17 protein-coding genes are annotated in these 19,003 nt (G+C 37.3%); 9 read left to right on the top strand and 8 right to left on the bottom strand.

Annotated elements, in window-relative coordinates; all coding sequences use genetic code 11:
* The first annotated feature begins 272 nt into the window (after window positions 1-272).
* Entirely contained in the window at window positions 273-1,580 is a 1,308-nt protein-coding gene (locus AC6H0V_RS09820) for a DEAD/DEAH box helicase (protein ID WP_497560012.1), read from the top strand.
* 83 nt (window positions 1,581-1,663) lie between these two features.
* Entirely contained in the window at window positions 1,664-1,897 is a 234-nt protein-coding gene (locus tag AC6H0V_RS09815; RefSeq protein WP_497560011.1) for a DUF1456 family protein, read from the top strand.
* Window positions 1,898-1,917: 20 nt separating this feature from the next.
* Here the strand turns inward: AC6H0V_RS09815 and AC6H0V_RS09810 are convergent, their stop codons facing one another.
* Complete coding sequence (locus tag AC6H0V_RS09810; RefSeq protein WP_497560010.1) at window positions 1,918-2,316, bottom strand: response regulator; 399 nt, start codon at window positions 2,314-2,316, stop codon at window positions 1,918-1,920.
* A gap of 94 nt (window positions 2,317-2,410) precedes the next feature.
* Here AC6H0V_RS09810 and AC6H0V_RS09805 point away from each other — a divergent pair, with 94 nt between their 5' ends.
* Window positions 2,411-2,710 (top strand): hypothetical protein, encoded by a 300-nt coding sequence (locus tag AC6H0V_RS09805; protein ID WP_497560009.1) that lies wholly within the window; start codon window positions 2,411-2,413, stop codon window positions 2,708-2,710.
* Window positions 2,711-3,151: 441 nt separating this feature from the next.
* Here AC6H0V_RS09805 and ettA read toward each other — a convergent pair whose 3' ends face one another.
* Complete coding sequence (ettA, locus tag AC6H0V_RS09800; protein ID WP_497560008.1) at window positions 3,152-4,831, bottom strand: energy-dependent translational throttle protein EttA; 1,680 nt, start codon at window positions 4,829-4,831, stop codon at window positions 3,152-3,154.
* 51 nt (window positions 4,832-4,882) lie between these two features.
* Between ettA and AC6H0V_RS09795 the strand changes: the two genes are divergently transcribed.
* The 4 genes from AC6H0V_RS09795 to AC6H0V_RS09780 all read left to right on the top strand — a co-directional run bounded on the left by AC6H0V_RS09795 (window position 4,883) and on the right by AC6H0V_RS09780 (window position 7,445).
* A complete protein-coding gene (locus AC6H0V_RS09795; RefSeq protein WP_497560007.1) occupies window positions 4,883-5,101 on the top strand; it encodes a hypothetical protein in 219 nt (72 codons plus the stop codon).
* 130 nt (window positions 5,102-5,231) lie between these two features.
* Window positions 5,232-5,579 (top strand): cupin domain-containing protein, encoded by a 348-nt coding sequence (locus AC6H0V_RS09790; RefSeq protein ID WP_497560006.1) that lies wholly within the window; start codon window positions 5,232-5,234, stop codon window positions 5,577-5,579.
* A 94-nt stretch (window positions 5,580-5,673) separates the two neighbouring features.
* Window positions 5,674-6,030, top strand: coding sequence for a hypothetical protein (locus tag AC6H0V_RS09785; RefSeq protein WP_497560005.1), 357 nt, complete (start codon window positions 5,674-5,676; stop codon window positions 6,028-6,030).
* A gap of 263 nt (window positions 6,031-6,293) precedes the next feature.
* Entirely contained in the window at window positions 6,294-7,445 is a 1,152-nt protein-coding gene (locus AC6H0V_RS09780) for a DUF3095 domain-containing protein (protein WP_497560004.1), read from the top strand.
* Between the two features lie 299 nt (window positions 7,446-7,744).
* Here the strand turns inward: AC6H0V_RS09780 and AC6H0V_RS09775 are convergent, their stop codons facing one another.
* Window positions 7,745-8,017 (bottom strand): hypothetical protein, encoded by a 273-nt coding sequence (locus tag AC6H0V_RS09775; RefSeq protein WP_497560003.1) that lies wholly within the window; start codon window positions 8,015-8,017, stop codon window positions 7,745-7,747.
* Window positions 8,018-8,381: 364 nt separating this feature from the next.
* Between AC6H0V_RS09775 and AC6H0V_RS09770 the strand changes: the two genes are divergently transcribed.
* Both AC6H0V_RS09770 and AC6H0V_RS09765 read left to right on the top strand, forming a co-directional pair.
* On the top strand, window positions 8,382-10,919 hold the full coding sequence (locus AC6H0V_RS09770; RefSeq protein WP_497560002.1) for an ATP-dependent Clp protease ATP-binding subunit: 2,538 nt from the start codon (window positions 8,382-8,384) through the stop codon (window positions 10,917-10,919).
* Between the two features lie 168 nt (window positions 10,920-11,087).
* Window positions 11,088-11,579 (top strand): CAP domain-containing protein, encoded by a 492-nt coding sequence (locus tag AC6H0V_RS09765; RefSeq protein WP_497560001.1) that lies wholly within the window; start codon window positions 11,088-11,090, stop codon window positions 11,577-11,579.
* A gap of 26 nt (window positions 11,580-11,605) precedes the next feature.
* Here AC6H0V_RS09765 and AC6H0V_RS09760 read toward each other — a convergent pair whose 3' ends face one another.
* The 5 genes from AC6H0V_RS09760 to AC6H0V_RS09740 all read right to left on the bottom strand — a co-directional run bounded on the left by AC6H0V_RS09760 (window position 11,606) and on the right by AC6H0V_RS09740 (window position 18,962).
* Window positions 11,606-12,481: an ATP-grasp domain-containing protein gene (locus AC6H0V_RS09760; protein WP_497560000.1), complete on the bottom strand. Its 876-nt coding sequence runs from the start codon at window positions 12,479-12,481 to the stop codon at window positions 11,606-11,608.
* A gap of 123 nt (window positions 12,482-12,604) precedes the next feature.
* Window positions 12,605-13,681 (bottom strand): PA0069 family radical SAM protein, encoded by a 1,077-nt coding sequence (locus AC6H0V_RS09755; protein ID WP_497559999.1) that lies wholly within the window; start codon window positions 13,679-13,681, stop codon window positions 12,605-12,607.
* A gap of 146 nt (window positions 13,682-13,827) precedes the next feature.
* Window positions 13,828-15,051, bottom strand: a complete 1,224-nt coding sequence (locus AC6H0V_RS09750; RefSeq protein WP_497559998.1) for a carboxypeptidase-like regulatory domain-containing protein — start codon at window positions 15,049-15,051, stop codon at window positions 13,828-13,830.
* An 11-nt stretch (window positions 15,052-15,062) separates the two neighbouring features.
* Window positions 15,063-16,715 carry a DNA repair protein RecN gene (gene recN, locus AC6H0V_RS09745; protein WP_497559997.1) on the bottom strand — a complete coding sequence of 551 codons (1,653 nt, stop codon included), beginning with the start codon at window positions 16,713-16,715 and terminating at the stop codon, window positions 15,063-15,065.
* Between the two features lie 231 nt (window positions 16,716-16,946).
* Window positions 16,947-18,962, bottom strand: coding sequence for a M56 family metallopeptidase (locus AC6H0V_RS09740; protein ID WP_497559996.1), 2,016 nt, complete (start codon window positions 18,960-18,962; stop codon window positions 16,947-16,949).
* Between the last annotated feature and the right edge of the window lie 41 nt (window positions 18,963-19,003).

The raw sequence follows: 19,003 nt of genomic DNA, 5'->3' as shown, positions 1-19,003 counted from the left end.
TGGTGTTAAGGTTATACTTCCATAAGCAACCCGTAATCAGGTTTCCTAAAAATAAGTGGTAAATGTGAATACTGCATGAAGTTTGTGGTGTTTATTTGTTAACATTTTGTTGGTTGTCAACAGGTTATGGGGATAGGGCTTCGCGATTAGCCCTAAGCGATGCCAACCGCCAACACCATGTGCCAACGCTATACTCGGTGTATTTGTGGCAGGTCGCCGCCAAACGCCAAACGCCTATCGCTATTCGCTCAACTTATGCTTACCTTTGCTCCATGATCCTACAGCCTATACTTGATAACCTAAAAATTACAGCGCTAAACCAGATGCAGGCGCAGGCCATTTCTGCTACAAAAAAGGGAAATGATATCCTCGTATTGGCACCAACAGGTTCAGGAAAGACACTAGCATTCTTAATCCCAGTTTTAAACAATCTCATTAAGGATAAAAAAGGTGTTCAGTGCCTTATTTTAGTCCCCTCCAGAGAATTGGCGCTTCAAATAGAACAGGTTTTTAAGCAAATGGGAACCGGGTTTAAAGTAAATTGTTGTTATGGAGGTCACCCGATCAAAACAGAACGCAATAACTTAGAGCAGCCACCTGCAGTTTTAATTGGCACACCGGGAAGAATTGCCTATCATTTGCGCCATCAAAATTTCGACGAATCAACTATTACCACGTTGGTATTGGATGAGTTTGATAAGGCTTTGGAATTTGGTTTCCAAGAAGACATGTCGACCATTATTACTGCATTATTGTCATTAAAACAAAGAATTTTAACATCGGCTACTGCCATGCAAGAAATCCCAGCCTTTGCTGGATTAAAAAACCCGATTGAAATCGATTTTTTAAAAGATGTACAAATTGCGCCAGATCTTAAGCTCAAAAAGGTTGAAACTACGGCCGAAGATAAATTAGATACCTTATTTGAACTGATCTGTAAAATTGGAACTAAAACCACATTGATCTTCTGTAACCATCGCGAAACGGTTGATCGGATCAGCGATCTGTTGATTGATAAAGATTTAGCCCATGATATCTTTCATGGGGGAATGGAGCAAGACGAAAGAGAGCGGGCACTGCTAAAATTTAGAAATGGAAGTATCAAGATCCTAATTACAACCGACCTTGCCGCTAGAGGGTTGGATATTCCAGAAGTAGAGTACATCATTCACTATCAATTGCCCTATACCGAAGATGCGTTCTTGCATCGCAACGGACGCACCGCGCGGATGAATGCAAAAGGTACAGCCTATCTTATTTTGGCAGACGATGAAAAATATCCGTTTCTAAAAACTGATATTGAAATTGAAAAATTAAAAGGGCCATACAAACTACCACAAGATAGTGTTTGGCAAACCTTGTATATTAGCGCAGGTAAAAAAGATAAAGTGAATAAAATAGATATTGTAGGATTGTTGCTAAAAAAGGGCGGCCTGCAAAAGGAAGATGTAGGTTTGATCGAAGTAAAAGACCAGGCATCTTATGTGGCCATAAAGAGAAAAATGGTTCACAGCGTAATTGGAAAATTAGCCAACGAACGCATAAAAAACAAGAAAGTTAAAATTGAAACAGCAATGTAGAGAGTTCGAAAGTCGGAGAGTCTGGAGTCCGAAGTTTGCATAATCTCACTACGCAATACTCACTACGCAATACAAAAAAAAAAATGAGCAACAACGATATCATGAAAAAATTAAGGGTAGCTTTATCCTTAAATAGCGATCAGATTATAGAAATCTGTAAACTGGTAAACTTTACCGTAACAAAAGCCGAATTAGGGGATATTTTCAGAAATGATGAGCATCCTAATTTTAAAAAATGTGGCGATCAGATTTTACGTAATTTTTTAAATGGGCTGGTTATTTATAAACGTGGTCCACGCGAAGAGAAAAACAGCTAATTATCATATTAGTTAATTAGCTAATTGATGTCGTAACGTGAGGTAGAACTCTGACTTTTTCTGTTCACTAATTTTTCGATCTTCTCCAACAGTACGTCCATTTTAAAGGGTTTAGACATAAAATCATCTGGTGCGCATTCCATATCCTGTACCTCCTTTAGATCATAGAGGCCAGACATCATTAATATGGGAATTCTACTTGTGTCCGAATGGCATTTTATTTGACTGCAGATTACCCTGCCGTCAATTTTGCCTAGTACTACATCCAACAAGATGAGATCGGGTTTAAACTCCTCAATACGTTCAAAAATCACCTCTGCATCATTTAAAGGCTCAACTTCATACCCGCCAATTTCTAAGATCAGTTGGATGGTTTCTAATACATCATCATCATCGTCAACTACAAGTATTTTCTTCATAATGGCAAATATATAAGTTTGTTAGATTAGTTATATAACAACGGAATACGAATACGGTTTTTTAAGTTCAATCTAATTTCTATATATTTAAAACATGGAAAGGGAATTAATTAAAAAACAAAGAATAATCGAGTTTGCCATATGGATGGCTGGAGTTTTGGGAATTTTATTGGTTATATTGTATCAACGTAATTTGATAAGCGGAGGATATAGGATCAAACCTTATTTTCCCTACATCTTATTGGCAAGTGTAATTCTGCTTTGTACAAGCCTTATCTTAAAAATCAGGAGAGAGAAAAAAAAGAGGCGTTTTTCCATTTTTAATTACACAAGAGAAATCCTTAGAACCTTAGCTGGAGTTGGATTTGCAATTTATGCGCTAATAGCATGGTAATATAATAAAGAGTTCTTTATATCGATTCGCTTATAAATGATTAGTTTAAATAAATGGAATAAAACAAGGATAGAGACCAATACTAGAATAGTCGGTTTTGTTTGCTTGTTCGTTGCTGTCATTAGCCAGTCTACACATTCACACAGACATCTCCCCCAGGAATTTATCTTTTGGATTGCACTAGTTGGCATAATTCTCTTTTCAATTAGTTTTAGTTTGAAAGTACAAAATAAAACCGACGGTCATTTAAGTTTCGTTAAACGAAATAGTCCCTTAATGTTAGGATTGGCCGCAGCTCTCCTTATCTGTGTTTGGAAACTGGTTTCGGTTTGGTAAGTCCCTTCTTTGGCATAAAACCACTGACCATAAAAATGCCGCAGATGAGCAGATTATAAATACGATTATTAATCTACGCATCTGCGGCTAAATATATTTGTTAACCTACGCTAACTTCTTATACCTAATTCGATGTGGTGTTACATCACCCAATCTTTTCTTGCGGTTTTCTTCATAGTCAGAATAATTTCCTTCAAAGAAATAAACCTCAGAATTGCCTTCGAAAGCAAGGATGTGTGTACAAATCCGATCTAAGAACCATCTATCGTGACTAATCACTACTGCGCAACCACCAAAATTTTCTAGTGCTTCTTCAAGAGCACGTAAGGTATTTACATCAATATCATTTGTTGGTTCATCCAGCAATAATACATTTGCCCCTTTTTTAAGAGTAATTGCCAAATGCACCCTATTTCTTTCTCCTCCTGATAAAATTCCAACTTTTTTCTGCTGATCACCACCATTAAAGTTAAACTTCGAAACATATGCTCGCCCATTTACTGCTTTATTTCCTAATTGGATATTATCTAATCCATCAGTTATGTTTTCGTAAACCGTTTTTTCTGCATCCAGATCATTGTGCATCTGATCAACATAACCCAAGGCTACGGTATCGCCAACCCTAAAGGTTCCTTTATCTGGTTGTTCCTGTCCGGTGATTAAACGGAAGAGCGTAGTCTTACCGGCACCATTCGGACCGATAATCCCAACAATTCCTGCAGGAGGAAGCGAAAAATTAAGGTTTTCGAATAGAATTTTATCACCATAGGCCTTCGTTACATCGGTTGCTTCAATTACTACATTTCCTAAGCGAGGTCCGGCGGGGATAAACAATTCCAATTTATCTTCCCTTTCCTTGCCATCTTCGGAGGCAAGTTTATCGTAATTTGCTAAACGTGCTTTAGATTTGGCATGACGTGCTTTTGGTGCCATTCTTACCCATTCAAGCTCTCGCTCAAGTGCCTTCTGACGTTTACTTTCTGTTTTGTCTTCTTGTGCTAAGCGTTTTGCTTTTTGCTCTAACCACGATGAGTAGTTACCTTTCCATGGAATCCCTTCTCCGCGATCTAATTCTAAGATCCAGCCCGCAACATTATCCAAGAAATACCTATCGTGGGTTACAGCGATAACCGTCCCCTTATAATTTTTGAGAAACTGCTCTAACCAATCGATACTTTCCGCATCCAAGTGATTGGTGGGCTCATCGAGCAACAAAACATCAGGTTCTTGCAATAACAAACGGCACATGGCCACGCGACGGCGCTCGCCTCCAGAAAGCACGCCAATTTTGGTTTCAGGTTCTGGACACCGTAAGGCGTCCATCGCCCGTTCTAGTTTTGTATCCAATTCCCAAGCGTTAACCGCATCAATCTTATCTTGCAATTCCCCTTGTCGGGCCATTAATTTATCCATCTTATCGGCATCAGAATAATTTTCTTCTAAGCCAAATGCTTCATTAACTTCTTCATATTCCTTTAAGATGGACGTTATTTCTGATACTCCTTCTTCAACAACCTCACGAACGGTTTTGCTTTCATCTAAAATAGGCTCTTGCGCCAAATACCCAACACTATAGCCCGCATTAAAAACTACTTCGCCCTGAAAAGATTTATCGAGACCAGCAATAATTTTTAATAGAGATGATTTACCCGAACCATTTAAACCAACAACACCGATTTTAGCGCCGTAAAAAAAGGATAAATAAATATTTTTTAAAACCTGTTTTTGTGGCGGGTAAATCTTGTTTACGCCGGCCATTGAAAAGATTATTTTTTCGTCTGACATAATTTGAACTCTTATTTCTGCAAAGATAGACGATAATATGGAAGATGGAAGATGGAAGATGAAATGATGGAAGACGGAAAGATGGAAGATGGAAGATGGAAGAATGCTTTGGAGAAGGAATTATCCGTGTTCATCCGTTTAATCTGTGGTAATAAAATAACGGTCTTTAGATTGAGCGATACAATCGCTCGGCTCCTTCATCCTCGTTACAAACGCGGACGAGTTGGGCAATTATCGGTGTTTAATCCGTTTAATCTGTGGCAAAAATAGAGTAACCGTGGATGTTTGAGCGATATCATGGCTCGGCTCATTCATCCTCGTTACAAACGAGTTGGGGAAGCTAATTAGCTAATTAAATTAACAAATTCGTAAATTGTATTTTCATTCCAATCAAATTAAAATGATAAATAAAGTTGAACTTAGCAAAGCAGTTGATCTATTAACTAATTCTGATGAAGAGTTTACTGTATTGTTTGAAACCGGGAGTTTAACCGTAGAGCTTTACAAACCCAATGAAATGGATAATCAGCAGCCACATGATCGAGATGAGATCTATGTTATTGCAGCAGGAAAAGGTAAGTTTTGCTTAGAAGAAAAAATAACGCAGGTGAGCAAAGGCGATTTTTTATTTGTCCCAGCTGGGGCAGCGCACCATTTTGTTGATTTTACAATGGATTTTGTTACCTGGGTATTCTTTTATGGGCCAAAAGGAGGCGAAAACGGGGCGGTTGTTAATTCTTGCCACTAAATCGATGAGGAGATATAAGCGTTGGAATATGAGTAATTATATAACGAAGACTAAGGTGTGAGACTTTTGTTGTATATTAGAAAAAAGTAATTTAATGAAAATGAATGTATTAGCTGGCTTCAAGAAAGGTTTATTTTTTGTTTTGGTATTTATGGTTTCCTTTGCACACGCACAAATCAGGGAACTGGATAAAATTAATAAAACAGTTGAAGTAGGGAGCGTAGGTAAAATAGGAAAAGGATCGGCGCCATTTATAGCCTCACTATCTGTGGTACAAACGCCTAAAGGAAAGCCAAATAATTATTTTTTAGTTTATAATAACATACAGAGCGCCTCAAATTCTGACGTCAAGTCTGTGCCATTTATGGCCACAGAAAAAGAGCTTGCTGGTTTATACACCATTATGAAAAAGCAATTGAGCGCAGCCAATGGAAGTGAAAAAAGCGGTTGAACTGGGAAAATCACTTATGAACTTAAAAACCACAAAGGATCATGGCGTGATTTCGCTAAATGTTTCTCTAACTCAAGATGGAGCGACAGGTTCATTTTTAATAACAGCTAAACAGCTAGCCAAACTATTCGGCAAATCTGCGTAGAAATCAGGCTTGAAGCGCACAAAATAGGAATTATTGGAACAACTATTTTTTTATAAATCTTAAGGATAAATCCATTTTACACCTCAATACGTTAGTACCGTAGTCTGCAGATTTAAACATGGCAAAAGCTAGCGATAAATTTTATAACAACTTGCCAATCAATAGGCTACAGTTAAGTGAGCTTTTGGTGAAAGGTAATTTGTTTGCAGCAGTTCCAGCAGAGTGGCATGTAATCATCACTGATATTAAGGGTTCTACCCAGGCGGTAAGGGGAGGTTTAAACGAATCTGTTAATTTTATTGCAACGGGTAGCATAGTAGCAGTTTTAAATTTAGCGTTTAAAGCAGATATTACGATTCCCTTTTTCTTTGGGGGCGATGGGGCAACATTTATTGTTCCTGCTTCATTGTTGGAAATGGCCATGAAAAGTTTGCTGCAATTTAAGGCAAATACTATTCAAAACTTCCAACTTGATCTGCGTGTGGGAACGGTACCTGTTGCCCAGATATACGAGGCAGGCCATCAGATTACCCTCAGCAAGTTTGCGATAAGCGATTTTTTCTCCATCCCAGTAGTGTTGGGTAATGGATTACATTATGCCGAAAGTTTAATCAAAGCAGAAGATTATTTGCTTAATGCGAAACCAGACGATTTGCTCCATGAGCTAGATCTGAACGGAATGCAGTGCAGATGGGATAAAATACCTCCGCCAGAAAATATAAACGAAATTGTAACCCTCTTGGTTGTGGCACCCCAAATTGAGAAACAGGCAGCAGCCTACAGCAACGTAATCTCACTTATTGACGAAATTTATGGCAGCATTAAAAAAAGACAGCCGATTTCTATCGATAAACTTAAACTTAAAACCACATTTAATAGGTTAGGTACTGAAATGCGGGCGAGGATAGGGAAAATTAAATTTTTAGAACTGGTGAGAAATTGGTTTGTAAATTCATTTGGCAAGATCTATTTCCTTACTACACACGGCAAAAAATACCTAAACCGTTTAATAGAAATGTCGGATACACTTGTAATGGATGGTAAAATTAATACCGTAATCTGCGGCAATGAACAACAACGTTTAAGATTAACCCAGGCTTTAGACAATTTGGAAAGGGACGGAGAAATTGTTTACGGCTTATATGTAAGTCAAGAATCCATAATGTCTTGTTACGTAAGAGATTTAAAAGATGCCCATATCCATTTTGTTGATGGAGGCGATGGTGGATATACGCAGGCTGCGAGGCTTTTGAAAGGCAAATTAGCTTGATGGATTAATTAGTTGATGGATTGGGCATAACGGGCTATGGTTTAAACATTACCCAGTGCTTTTGAAAGCACTCCAATAGTTGATGCGATTCTTCAGCGTTTAATTCCCTTCTATCAATTATAATACTTGGAAGACTTGGGTTAAACCGTTCTATCAAATAAATATAATTTTTATATACTTTATAATGCGAAAAACAGTCCCATTTGTAGGTCACCTTCATTTTTGGTCCTTCGGTAATTATGTTTTCGCTTGTGAGCACAGTTAGGTAAACATCGCTTTTTCCTTGGGCAATTTTAAATTTAATCTCCTTGAATAATTGATTTTTTTGATCTTAATACCAGTACAATATTTGCAATCGCGAAACCTACTATGAGTGCGCCAATTGCAATAGAGAATTTATCCCTTTCTAAAGGACTCCCATTAATCGAAGATTTTGAAAATGCAATTTCAATCCCTATCACTGATAAAACAGCTGCAAAAATCCAATATCTTTGCTCTAGCTTGCTCCATGCAATTTTTCTTAATACATATTCTTGTTGTATAGTCCTCTCTATTTTAATGCCTTGGTCCAAATTAACTAAATATCACATTGTCGCCCCATCAAATTAATGCCCTGCCAAAATTTCTTTTTTCTAAGAAAATCAACCGAATTTGTCAGTATTTTTGTAACGATCAAAACCTTACAATTAACCGACAAAACCCTTTTTACGATAGATTTTATAGAACATTTAGTGGTAAAAACCTATTATCTATTTAATTACGTAAATTAGAAAAATAACAATATCTTTTTTTAAGGTGTTAAATTTTGTTAATTAGTAGTAGAAACAACAACCTTATCCACCAAAATGGCGTAATTGTTGATAAATTATAAAAAATCAGGGACCGTATTTATAAAACAAATTTATAGTTTAGAGTCATCTGGTTTACACACATATTATGGAAGCTAAATTTTCTCCACAAGTAAAAGACGTGATTTCTTTTAGCAGGGAAGAAGCCCTGAGATTAGGACACGATTATATAGGCGCAGAACATTTGTTATTGGGTCTTATTCGCGAAGGTGATGGTATGGCCATAAAGATTTTAAAATCGTTAGGGGTTGATACATCTAAACTTCGCCGCTCTATTGAAGAGGCCGTTCGCGGTACTTCAAGTGTAACCGTTAATTTAGGAAATATTCCGTTAACCAAACAAGCAGAAAAAGTATTAAAAATTACTTATTTAGAGGCTAAGATATTTAAGAGCGATCTGATTGGAACGGAGCACCTGTTGTTATCTATTTTAAGGGATGATGATAATATTGCATCCCAAATTTTATTGCAGTATAGTATTACCTACGAAATATTTAAGCAAGAAGTAGAAGTGAATAAAAATGGTTTTAGGGATGAAGCCCAGGGTGGAGGTACGAGCAGTGGAGGTGATGACGATTTTCAGGAAGAAGAAAGTTTTAGCGCTCCGAAGAAAGTATCCGATATTAAATCTAAAACGCCAGTACTTGACAATTTCGGTCGCGATTTAACCCGGGCTGCAGAAGAAGGTCGTTTGGATCCCATCGTTGGTAGAGAAAAAGAAATCGAACGCGTTTCCCAGATTTTATCCCGCAGGAAAAAAAACAATCCAATTTTGATTGGAGAGCCAGGTGTGGGTAAATCGGCCATTGCCGAAGGTTTAGCGCTAAGAATTGTTCAACGTAAAGTATCTCGCGTGTTGTTTAATAAGCGTGTAGTTACGTTAGACCTTGCTTCATTGGTTGCTGGTACAAAATACCGTGGTCAGTTTGAAGAACGCATGAAAGCGGTAATGAACGAATTAGAGAAATCTACAGATGTAATCCTATTTATTGATGAAATCCACACCATAGTTGGGGCAGGGGGTGCATCTGGTTCATTAGATGCTTCGAATATGTTCAAGCCTGCTTTGGCAAGGGGAGAAATTCAATGTATTGGTGCCACTACTTTAGACGAATATCGCCAGTATATCGAAAAAGATGGTGCTTTAGATCGTCGTTTTCAAAAAGTGATGATCGAGCCTGCAACTCCAGACGAGACTATTGAAATTTTAAATCGTATTAAAGAAAAGTATGAAGAACATCATGGTGTTACTTATACTGATGAAGCGATAAAAGCTTGCGTTGCCTTAACTGCGAGGTATATAACTGATCGTTTCTTGCCTGATAAAGCCATTGATGCTTTGGATGAGGCCGGTTCTAGAGTTCACTTAACGAATATCCATGTGCCCGAAAATATCATTTCTATCGAAAATAAGATAGAAGATATCAAAGTTGAAAAGAATAAGGTAGTTAAGAGTCAAAAATATGAGGAAGCTGCCAAATTACGTGATACAGAGAAAAATCTGTTAGAAGAACTAGATCGTGCAAAAGCAGAATGGGAAGCCGATACAAAAACCAAACGCTATGAGGTAACCGAGGATAATGTTGCCGAAGTAGTGTCGATGATGACTGGGATCCCATTACAACGTGTTGGTCAAACCGATAGCGTTAAGCTGTTGAATATGTATGAAACCGTTGCCGAGAAAATCATTGGACAAGAAGATGCAATTAAAAAATTAACCAAAGCGATACAGCGTACCAGAGCGGGATTAAAAGATCCTAAAAAACCTATTGGATCGTTTATTTTCTTAGGTCCAACCGGTGTTGGTAAAACAGAATTAGCCAAAGAATTAGCTCGTTTTATGTTTGATAGCGATGATTCGCTTATTCAAATTGACATGAGTGAGTACATGGAAAAATTTGCTGTTTCACGTTTAGTTGGAGCGCCTCCGGGATATGTGGGATACGAGGAAGGTGGTCAGTTAACGGAGAAAGTACGTAGAAAACCATATGCAGTAATCTTGCTCGATGAAATTGAAAAAGCACATCCTGATGTATTTAACATCTTATTGCAAGTACTTGATGAAGGACAGTTAACCGATAGTTTAGGCAGAAAGGTAGATTTTAGAAATACGATCATTATCATGACTTCCAATATTGGTGCCCGTCAGTTAAAAGATTTTGGAGCGGGGGTTGGTTTCTCTACATCAGCTAAGATTAGTCAGAATGATGCACACAGCCGGGGGGTGATAGAAAATGCATTGAAACGTGCATTTGCGCCAGAATTTTTAAACAGAGTTGATGATGTGGTAGTGTTTAACAGCTTGGGCAAAGAAGAAATCTTTAAAATTATAGATATCGAGTTAAAATCATTGTTTGGTAGGGTGCATAACCTAGGTTACGAAGTTAAGTTAACTGAAACAGCCAAAGAGTTTATTGCAGATAAAGGTTTTGATAGTAATTTTGGTGCGCGTCCGTTAAAACGTGCCATTCAGAAATATTTAGAGGATCCAATTGCCGAAGAGATCTTAAAAGGAGAAATCCACGATGGTGATACCTTGGAAATTGATTACGATAAAGAAAAAGAAGAGATAACGGTTGCCCACAAAAGTAACGGCAAGAAAAAGAAAAAAGAAGAAGGTGCTTAATTAATTTAAGCCAATAGTTATAACCCTGTAGCGTGATGTTACGGGGTTTTTTTTGCCACAGCTGCACAGATTTTAATCGGTTACGATTTTTTTCCTTATTCCAAAACTGCGTATCTGTGGCTATACTAATCATAAAAGCCAGTCGTTATTACAATAATCGAATCAATTATGCTTAAGACCTTATCGCTTACTTTATTAATCTCTTGGCTTTTCTTACCTAACCCAAGGGAATCTAAAAATGGGGCAAACTTTACCAATCTTAACAATGAACTAATCTTAAAATTGGTCAATGAAAAGAGGGCCGCCGGATGTAAGTGTGGGAATAAAATTATGCCACCGGCACCTGCACTGGTGTGGAATGATGATATTGCTCTTGCTTCATCAACGCATAGCAAGGATATGTATAAAAAGAATTTTTTTAGCCATACTTCATCCAACGGCAAAATGCTTAGCGACCGCTTTAATGCAGTAGGGTATAAATGGATGCTAATTGGAGAAAATATTGCTATGGGGCAACGGGATGAATATGAGGTGATGAACTCTTGGATAAAAAGCCCTTTACACTGCATGAATTTGATGAATGCAGATTTCAAAGAAATGGGCGCTGCAAGGGAAGGAAACTACTGGACACAAGATTTCGGAAAGAAGCGAACGTGGTAAAAATAATTAGCTAATCAGTTTATTAGCTAAGCTAATAAATTTGCTAATGCCTGATAATAATTCTCCAAAGCATCCTCATTTGTATCCAAAAATAAAAATGGTTCTATCAATTCCAGCTCCATTAATGTAAATTCTCCATTTATTATCGCCCCATCTACCCGAGCATACAAACAACCTTTTGCAAATTGATCTACATATTGCTGCGCATTTTCTAATATAGAAGCTGAAGGATTTTGCAGATGAACCGTGCCTCCAAACATGGATTGAACCCTGAAATCACCTGTTTTTGCTTTTTTAAGTAGGGCATGACTAAATTTACCTCCAAAATAAATAAAAGACCACTCTCCATTTTTCTCTATTTCGTTTAGAAAGGGTTGAATGATAAAATCTTCTTTTTTAAGCAAGGGTTTTATCTTCTCATTAATCTCTTCGGCATTTGCTGCGGTAACTTTAAATGTATTTTTAGAACCACCACTTACCGCGGGTTTTACGATAAACTTTTCGGATTTAAATTGAGAGAAGTAGTTGCTTAAATCTACAAACTCATCTCTGACCAAAAAAATGCTCTCTGTTACTTTCAATCCTGCATTTGCGATATCATGAAGGTAGTGCTTATCGGCATTCCACTTAATAATATCGATGGGATTTAATAATTTTATGTTTTTGCTTTTTAATTTCGCTAACCAAGCGTAAAAATCTTCAATAAGGTTAAAATAATCCCAAGGAGATTTTACGATTGCTAAATCATAATCTTGCCAATTAACCTGCTCATTGTTCCAGATCTCTTTTCTGATTTTTAATCCTTTATCGCTTAAAAATGTGATCAATAAATCATCTTCATTTTGTACAGAAGCATTGTGATATGCTCCATCATCCTGATAAGTTACAAGTGCAATGTTCATTTGGAGTGGTTTGAGGAGCGAAATTAAAAAAATACCACATAGAAACATAATTCACAGAGGCATTATGTCTTAATTTAATTTCTAATTTATAGCACTATCCTATGTTGCCCTATTTCTATGTGGTTAAGAATCGAAAAGACCAAGTTGTGTTTTAGGTACTTTAAACAAACTTCTATTTAAAATGATGTCTTCTGTATTTAATCCATTTAACCTGCAATGGAGCTTAAAGGTATCCCTAATTACTTCCGAAAAATTTCCTTCTCCCCGCATTCTGGTGCCAAATCTACTGTCGTTAACATTTCCATTATGGCAATCTTGGATCATGTGCCATACTTTTTCAAATCGATCGGGGAAATTTTTCCTTAGCCAATCTTCAAAGATTTTATGGATAACCCCATTTAAACGTACAACGGTATAGCCCGCTCTTTTTGCTCCAATGTTTGCACAGGCTTTTAAAATAGCGGGCATTTCATGATTATTCAGTCCTGGGATCATGGGAGCGGCCATTACGCCCGTGGGCAAACCCACCTTGCTTAGTTCCTCAATAATTTTTAGTCGCTGTTTAGCCGTAGTAGTTCGGGGTTCTAATTTTAGCCGTAATTTTTCATCCAAGCTGGTAATTGAAACATATACCGCTACAAGGTTTAACTTTGCCATCTCCTGTAAGATGTCCAGATCACGCAAGATCAATGCGTTTTTTGTAATCATAGAGATCGGTTGTTTGTAATCAAGCGCAATTTCTAGAAGCTGCCTGGTTAATTTAAACTTTCGCTCTGCTGGTTGGTAACAATCTGTATTTCCAGATAAGGAAATGGGGGTAACATCCCAAGCTTTTCTTTCGAGAAATTTCTTGAATAACAAGGGTGCATCTTTTTTAACGATAATTTTTCTTTCAAAGTCTAATCCCGCACTAAAGCCCCAATACTCATGCGAATTACGGGCATAACAATAAATGCATCCATGCTCGCAACCCTGATAGGGGTTAAGGGAATATGCCATGCCAACATCGGGACTAACCACCTTATTTACTACTGATTTTGAGGTGCCGATGATGAACGTTGTTTTTGAATTCGGCTCTTCCCAATCGTCAATCCCCTCTGGATGCTCCTTCGCAAACGAATGTTGCAAAAATTTATTAGAAGTATTAATTTGCGCACCACGTCCATTAAGGTATTCCTGATTTTCTTCAGCATTGATCATAAACTAAAATTACTAAAAATATTAGCAATTTTAGTTTTGATTTTTCAACTTAATGTTAATAATACCAGGTTAATAGGATTTAAAGATTGTGGGATGCTCGGCAAGTGCCAACTGAAAAATCTAAACTGCCAACTCCCAACTGAAGTTTAACGTATAACATAATCCAACGGCAATAGATCTGCTACTTTTTCATAGGCCCAATACCCACTATACAATACGCTTCTTGTGTCGAGAATGGCGCCGATGCCATTAAATTTTATGGGGGCCCTCAAGAGTGTAATCACTGTAATCTGCGCATCCCCAAGATCGGGAGGTCTACTTAGCCTCAATTTGCTAGAACTAAAACTAGGATTTTCTTTTTCTTTGGCGTAAATAATATAAAGTTCATCTTTAAAGTTCATCATCTTGAAATCTTGGTCGAAATTTTTAACCAACGTATCCGTCAAAATGGGCGCCCTGCTTAAAAGAGTAAATGTTTTTGGTTCTGAACGTTGTTTTATCCAATACGAGAGCGAATCATCTCCTCCATTATATTTCACAAGATTAACTATGCCTTGATTGCCACTAATAAGTCTTTTAATGTTGGCATTGATTAAGCTATCGGGTTTTCTTTTCGTGTTTTGAACCGAGTACTGTCTGTTAATGATAAAGCCTTCTTCTGTTGTTTTATTTAGATATAAGGATTTATAGAAGTGCTGAATGGATCCGTTGTATGCAGTAATCCTATTTCTTTTCCACTTTTTTTGTTTGGATGAATTTCCTTTAAGTTCCTCAAACGTGGAGTGGCCGGCATAATAAATGATTTTTGTGTTATAATCGTACTCGAAATTATCTAGCAGGTATTTAATTCGATACCCCAATGCCTGATTATCGAGGATTAAAAAATCACTTGCCCTTGCAGTTAGGACACGGTTTTTGGTGTCGTCATCAAAAGTTAGCACTTGCGGATTTACGATTTTACATTGTTCGGCATTTGGGCTTTTACCGATGAAGTAATCCTTAAAAAGGTTTAGGTAATAGGTTCTATTGGGATCGGGCTTAATTATTATTTCTTTAAGAGAGGTTACATTTTCTTTCAGAACTATTTCCAAATTAACCGATCTATCAACAATTGTAACGTTTTTTGATACAGGAAAATAGCCGATCATTTGTACCAAGATGTTGTAATTACCAGGTTGTAAGCTGGGCAGTACAAAATTCCCCTCATTATTGGTGGTGGTGGCCATCTTGTAGCCGCTTACATATACAGCAGCACCCGGTAAGGTTTCTTTGTTATCCCTAACCACGCCACTTATGTTAAATGTACGCTGAGGAAAAACAGATATTGAAGCTAATAATAAGACAGATAGAAAGAAATTAATCTTCAACATGTGATTTGTATTTATCGCAATAATTCTTGCGCATTTTGCATGGCCGAGGAACCTGGATTTTTACCGCTTAGCATCTCAGCAATTGCCGTAACCCGATCTTCTTCATTTAATTTACGTATCCCAGTGGTGGTTTTATCGTTGGTTTCATTTTTATACACAAAGTAATGAGAATTACCTTTCGCTGCAATCTGAGGTAAATGCGTAATCGATATGATCTGCATATCTTTACCCAATCCGGCGATCACATTGCCCACTTTCAAGGCGGTTTCGCCCGAAATCCCCGTGTCGATTTCATCAAAGATTAAGGTGGGGAGGGAAGTGTGCTTGGCCAATAAGGCCTTTATAGCCAACATTAATCTCGATAATTCACCACCAGATGCCACTTTGCCAACTGGTGCAGGCTCTTGCCCGGCATTAGCCGAAAATAACAGCGAAACCTGATCAATCCCATCCTTGTTAATATCACCCATAACCTGATGCGCAATCGTTAACCTGGCATTGGGCATATTCACCTGCTGTAACGTTTTGATAATGGTTTCAGTAACCATGATCATAGCCTTCTTACGGTTTGTACTTAGCTTATTGGCCTGGCTCATCAATTGCGTATGGAGCAAATCGATTTCTTTTTTTAATTCTTCGATATGTATATCCGACGAGAGTAATTGACTTAAATTATCTTCCAGCCCTTGCTTAATGGTTAAAAGCTCGGTATTGCTAGTTACGCGATGTTTTTGTTGTAATGTGTAAATAACATTCAATCGCTGTTGTATAAAAGATAGCCGATCAGCACTGTGTTCCGTTTTCTCACCAAGGATTGAGGTTTCTTCAGCAATATCTTTAAGCTCAATCATACTTGAGCGTAATCTTTCGTGTAGGCTTTGAATTGCTGGATCCAATTTTTCTACTTGCTGCAATTGCAACAGCGCTTCTTTTAAGATGGATAGGGCAGAGGGATCCGATTCATCCAGTAATGACGAGGTGACGGTTAAATTTCGTTTAATTCCTTCGGCATGTGTTAACCGTTCCAGATCTAATTCAAGCTCAGCTTGCTCATCGGCTTTTAGACTGGCCTGTTCAAGCTCATTAAATAGAAACTGTTCATAATCCTGCTTGCTGCGGGCTTCTTCAGCCTTGCTGGTCATTTCCGTTAAGCGTTGCTGATTTTCTTTCCATTGCTTAAAATTTGATCTATAGCTAGTGAGTAGCTCTCCATGGCCTGAAAGCGAATCAACAATTAGCAACTGAAAATCATTATTGTTAAGCTCTTGTGTTGCATGTTGCGAATGGATCGCAATTAACTGCTCGCCAATCTGTTTCAGAACGGCAAGATTCACGGGGGTATCATTGATGAATGCCCTTGATTTACCATCGCTAGAAATTTCCCGTCTTAAATTGGTTTCTTCTAAAAAATCAACCTCATTAGCATCAAAAAAAACTTTTAGTTTATCTTCCGAAAGAAGAAAGGTACCTTCGATGATACACTTTTTGGCTTGGTTAAAAAAGTATTTACTTTCAGCACGTTGTCCTAAAATAAGAGATAGTGCACCTAAAATAATTGATTTACCTGCTCCAGTTTCGCCGGTTATTATATTTAAACCTTGGTCAAATTCAATATCAAGGCTATCTATTAAAGCGTAATTTCGAATGGAAAGTTTTTGTAGCATATCTCGATGCTAAATTAACAAATTAGTAACAAGAATAAAGTAGAAAGTATCAAGACTTCAGTTGTGGATTGTTAGTAGCATGTCTGGATGGCCAACAAATCTGTGTAATCATTTAAATCCCTGCCTGCCGGCAGGTGTGTAATCCCAAATAAAAAAAAGGCAGGAAAACCATTTCCTACCTTTCGACTTCATTTGTTTGGGTGTATTAAAGGAACCTCTTTGGGCTATTAACTAATTTTTACTTGGTTGTAACTCATATAAAGTTGCAGGTAATGCATCAAATTGTTTAAATGAATTGTCAAGTTTAAAACTTGGCAACGCATCAAACTTAAGCGTTGATCCCTCGAACTTAACGCTTGGTAATGCACTAAAAAGTGCTTTAAAACCTTCTGTTGCTGGTAGGAAAAGTTTGCCTACACTTTCATTGGTATCAAATAACAGAAATGCTTTATCGGTTTTAATGCCTTTCTTTTTCTTCAATTCTTCGAGGTCTTTCTCATATTTCTCTCTCAATTGTTTGTATTCTGGAGATTCCTGCAATTTTTTGTACTCTTCGATTTTATCCTTCCATTCTTTAGAGTTGTACTTTTTGCTCATTTCTTCTGCATTTTTCTGCATGGCTTCAATTTGCGCTTTCCATTCTGGGGATTGGAATTTTCTAACCATCGCTGCGCTGTTTTCCTGAACTTTTGCCATTTGGTCTTTCCATTCCTTCGAGTTAAATTTTTTGGTCATCTCTTCTGCATTTTTCTGAATAGCATCAATCTGAGCTTTCCACTCGGGCGAATTAACCTTTTTTTGGTACACTTCTGCATTTTTGTGCATGGCTTCAACTTGAGCTTTCCATTCGGGAGAAGTAAATTTCTTTGCCATAGCTACGCTTTGTTCCTGTACTTTGGCCATTTGGTCTTTCCATTCTTTGGATTGGAATTTCTTAACCATTTCAGCACTATTTTTTTGTATGTCGGCCATTTTTGTACTCCATTCTGGCGACTTAAAATAAGCGAACAGCGAATCTTTTTTTGCTTCTTGAATAAGTACCTCTCTTCTTAAGCTATCAGGCATTTCATTTAATGATTGATAAGATTTTACATTACCCTTTTCATCGGTAACCACTACCTTATATTTGCGTTTAGCTTTTGTAGTATCGGTATCGGCTTTAGTAAACAGGTGTGCTTTTAATGATTTAACTTCAATAGGAGATGTTTTAATAGTTAATAACGAATGTGCTCTTTTAGCTGGAATGATCGGTTTTTTGCTTGGGTTAATCCAAGCCAATGATAAAACAGTGGCAATGGTTAAGGTTAAGATAAAAAATTGCTGTTTGGCATTCATGTAGTTGGTTTTCATGTCTGTGATTCTTTTAATACGTTGATACAAGTGTTGATTAGTGCCTGTTGCCGCAAGTGAAAATGCAGGCGTTTGCTTGTCTTTTAATAATTCTAATTTCAATAGTGCGTGCGCATAGGTTAACGGTGTACCTGTAAAATTAACCACCAAGTCGTCACAGGCATGTTCTCTCTCTATATGTATGAATTTGGTGGTAAGCCATACAAATGGATTGAAAAATAACAATGTTTCTACGCAGGTTTTAACAAGATTAACCAGGTAATCATTTCTTCGAATGTGAGATAATTCGTGGATTAAGATGGCTTCTACTTGTTTAAGATCCAATTGCGTAGCTAAGGCAACCGGAAATAACACAACAGGTTTAAAAAAGCCGATCACCAAAGGCACGTTAACTTTAGATGAAAGGTGAAATTTAACTGTCTTATTAAGTTTTAATTGAGCAAGGATCAATTCGAAAATTTCATTCCACTCTTTGGGAACAGCCAATGTACTTGCCTGTTTTAATCTCTTTAATTTGAAATAGCCGGATATCAATACAATGAGTTGGAATGCTATGCCTACACTATAAACTATCGCTAATACAGGGAAATAGGCTTCTGCTTTAAGATTACTGCTTAATTTTGTTAGATCCTGATAGGTAAACTGGCTTATCGAGATATTTTTGATGGCTACGTTATTAACGGATGGCATCTCAAATACCGAGCAAAAAGTAAAGCAAAAGCTGGCAAATATTAAAAATAATGAGCCAAATGCTAAATTATGCTTTAACCGTGCATTCATTTTTGGCCACGCCATTAAGGCGATAAAAAGTACTCCATAAATAAGAGCCCCCTGCCATAACGAGTGGAGAATGCTCCATCCAATAGCTTTGATAAGATTGTTTACTATAGCTTCCATGTTTGCTGTTATTAGTTGTCAGGTTTGGCGTTTGGCGATAG

It is taken from the genome of Pedobacter sp. NO84, assembly GCF_059703915.1.
Note: the sequence above shows the minus strand (reverse complement) of the source record. Positions and strands in the feature narration are given on the sequence as shown.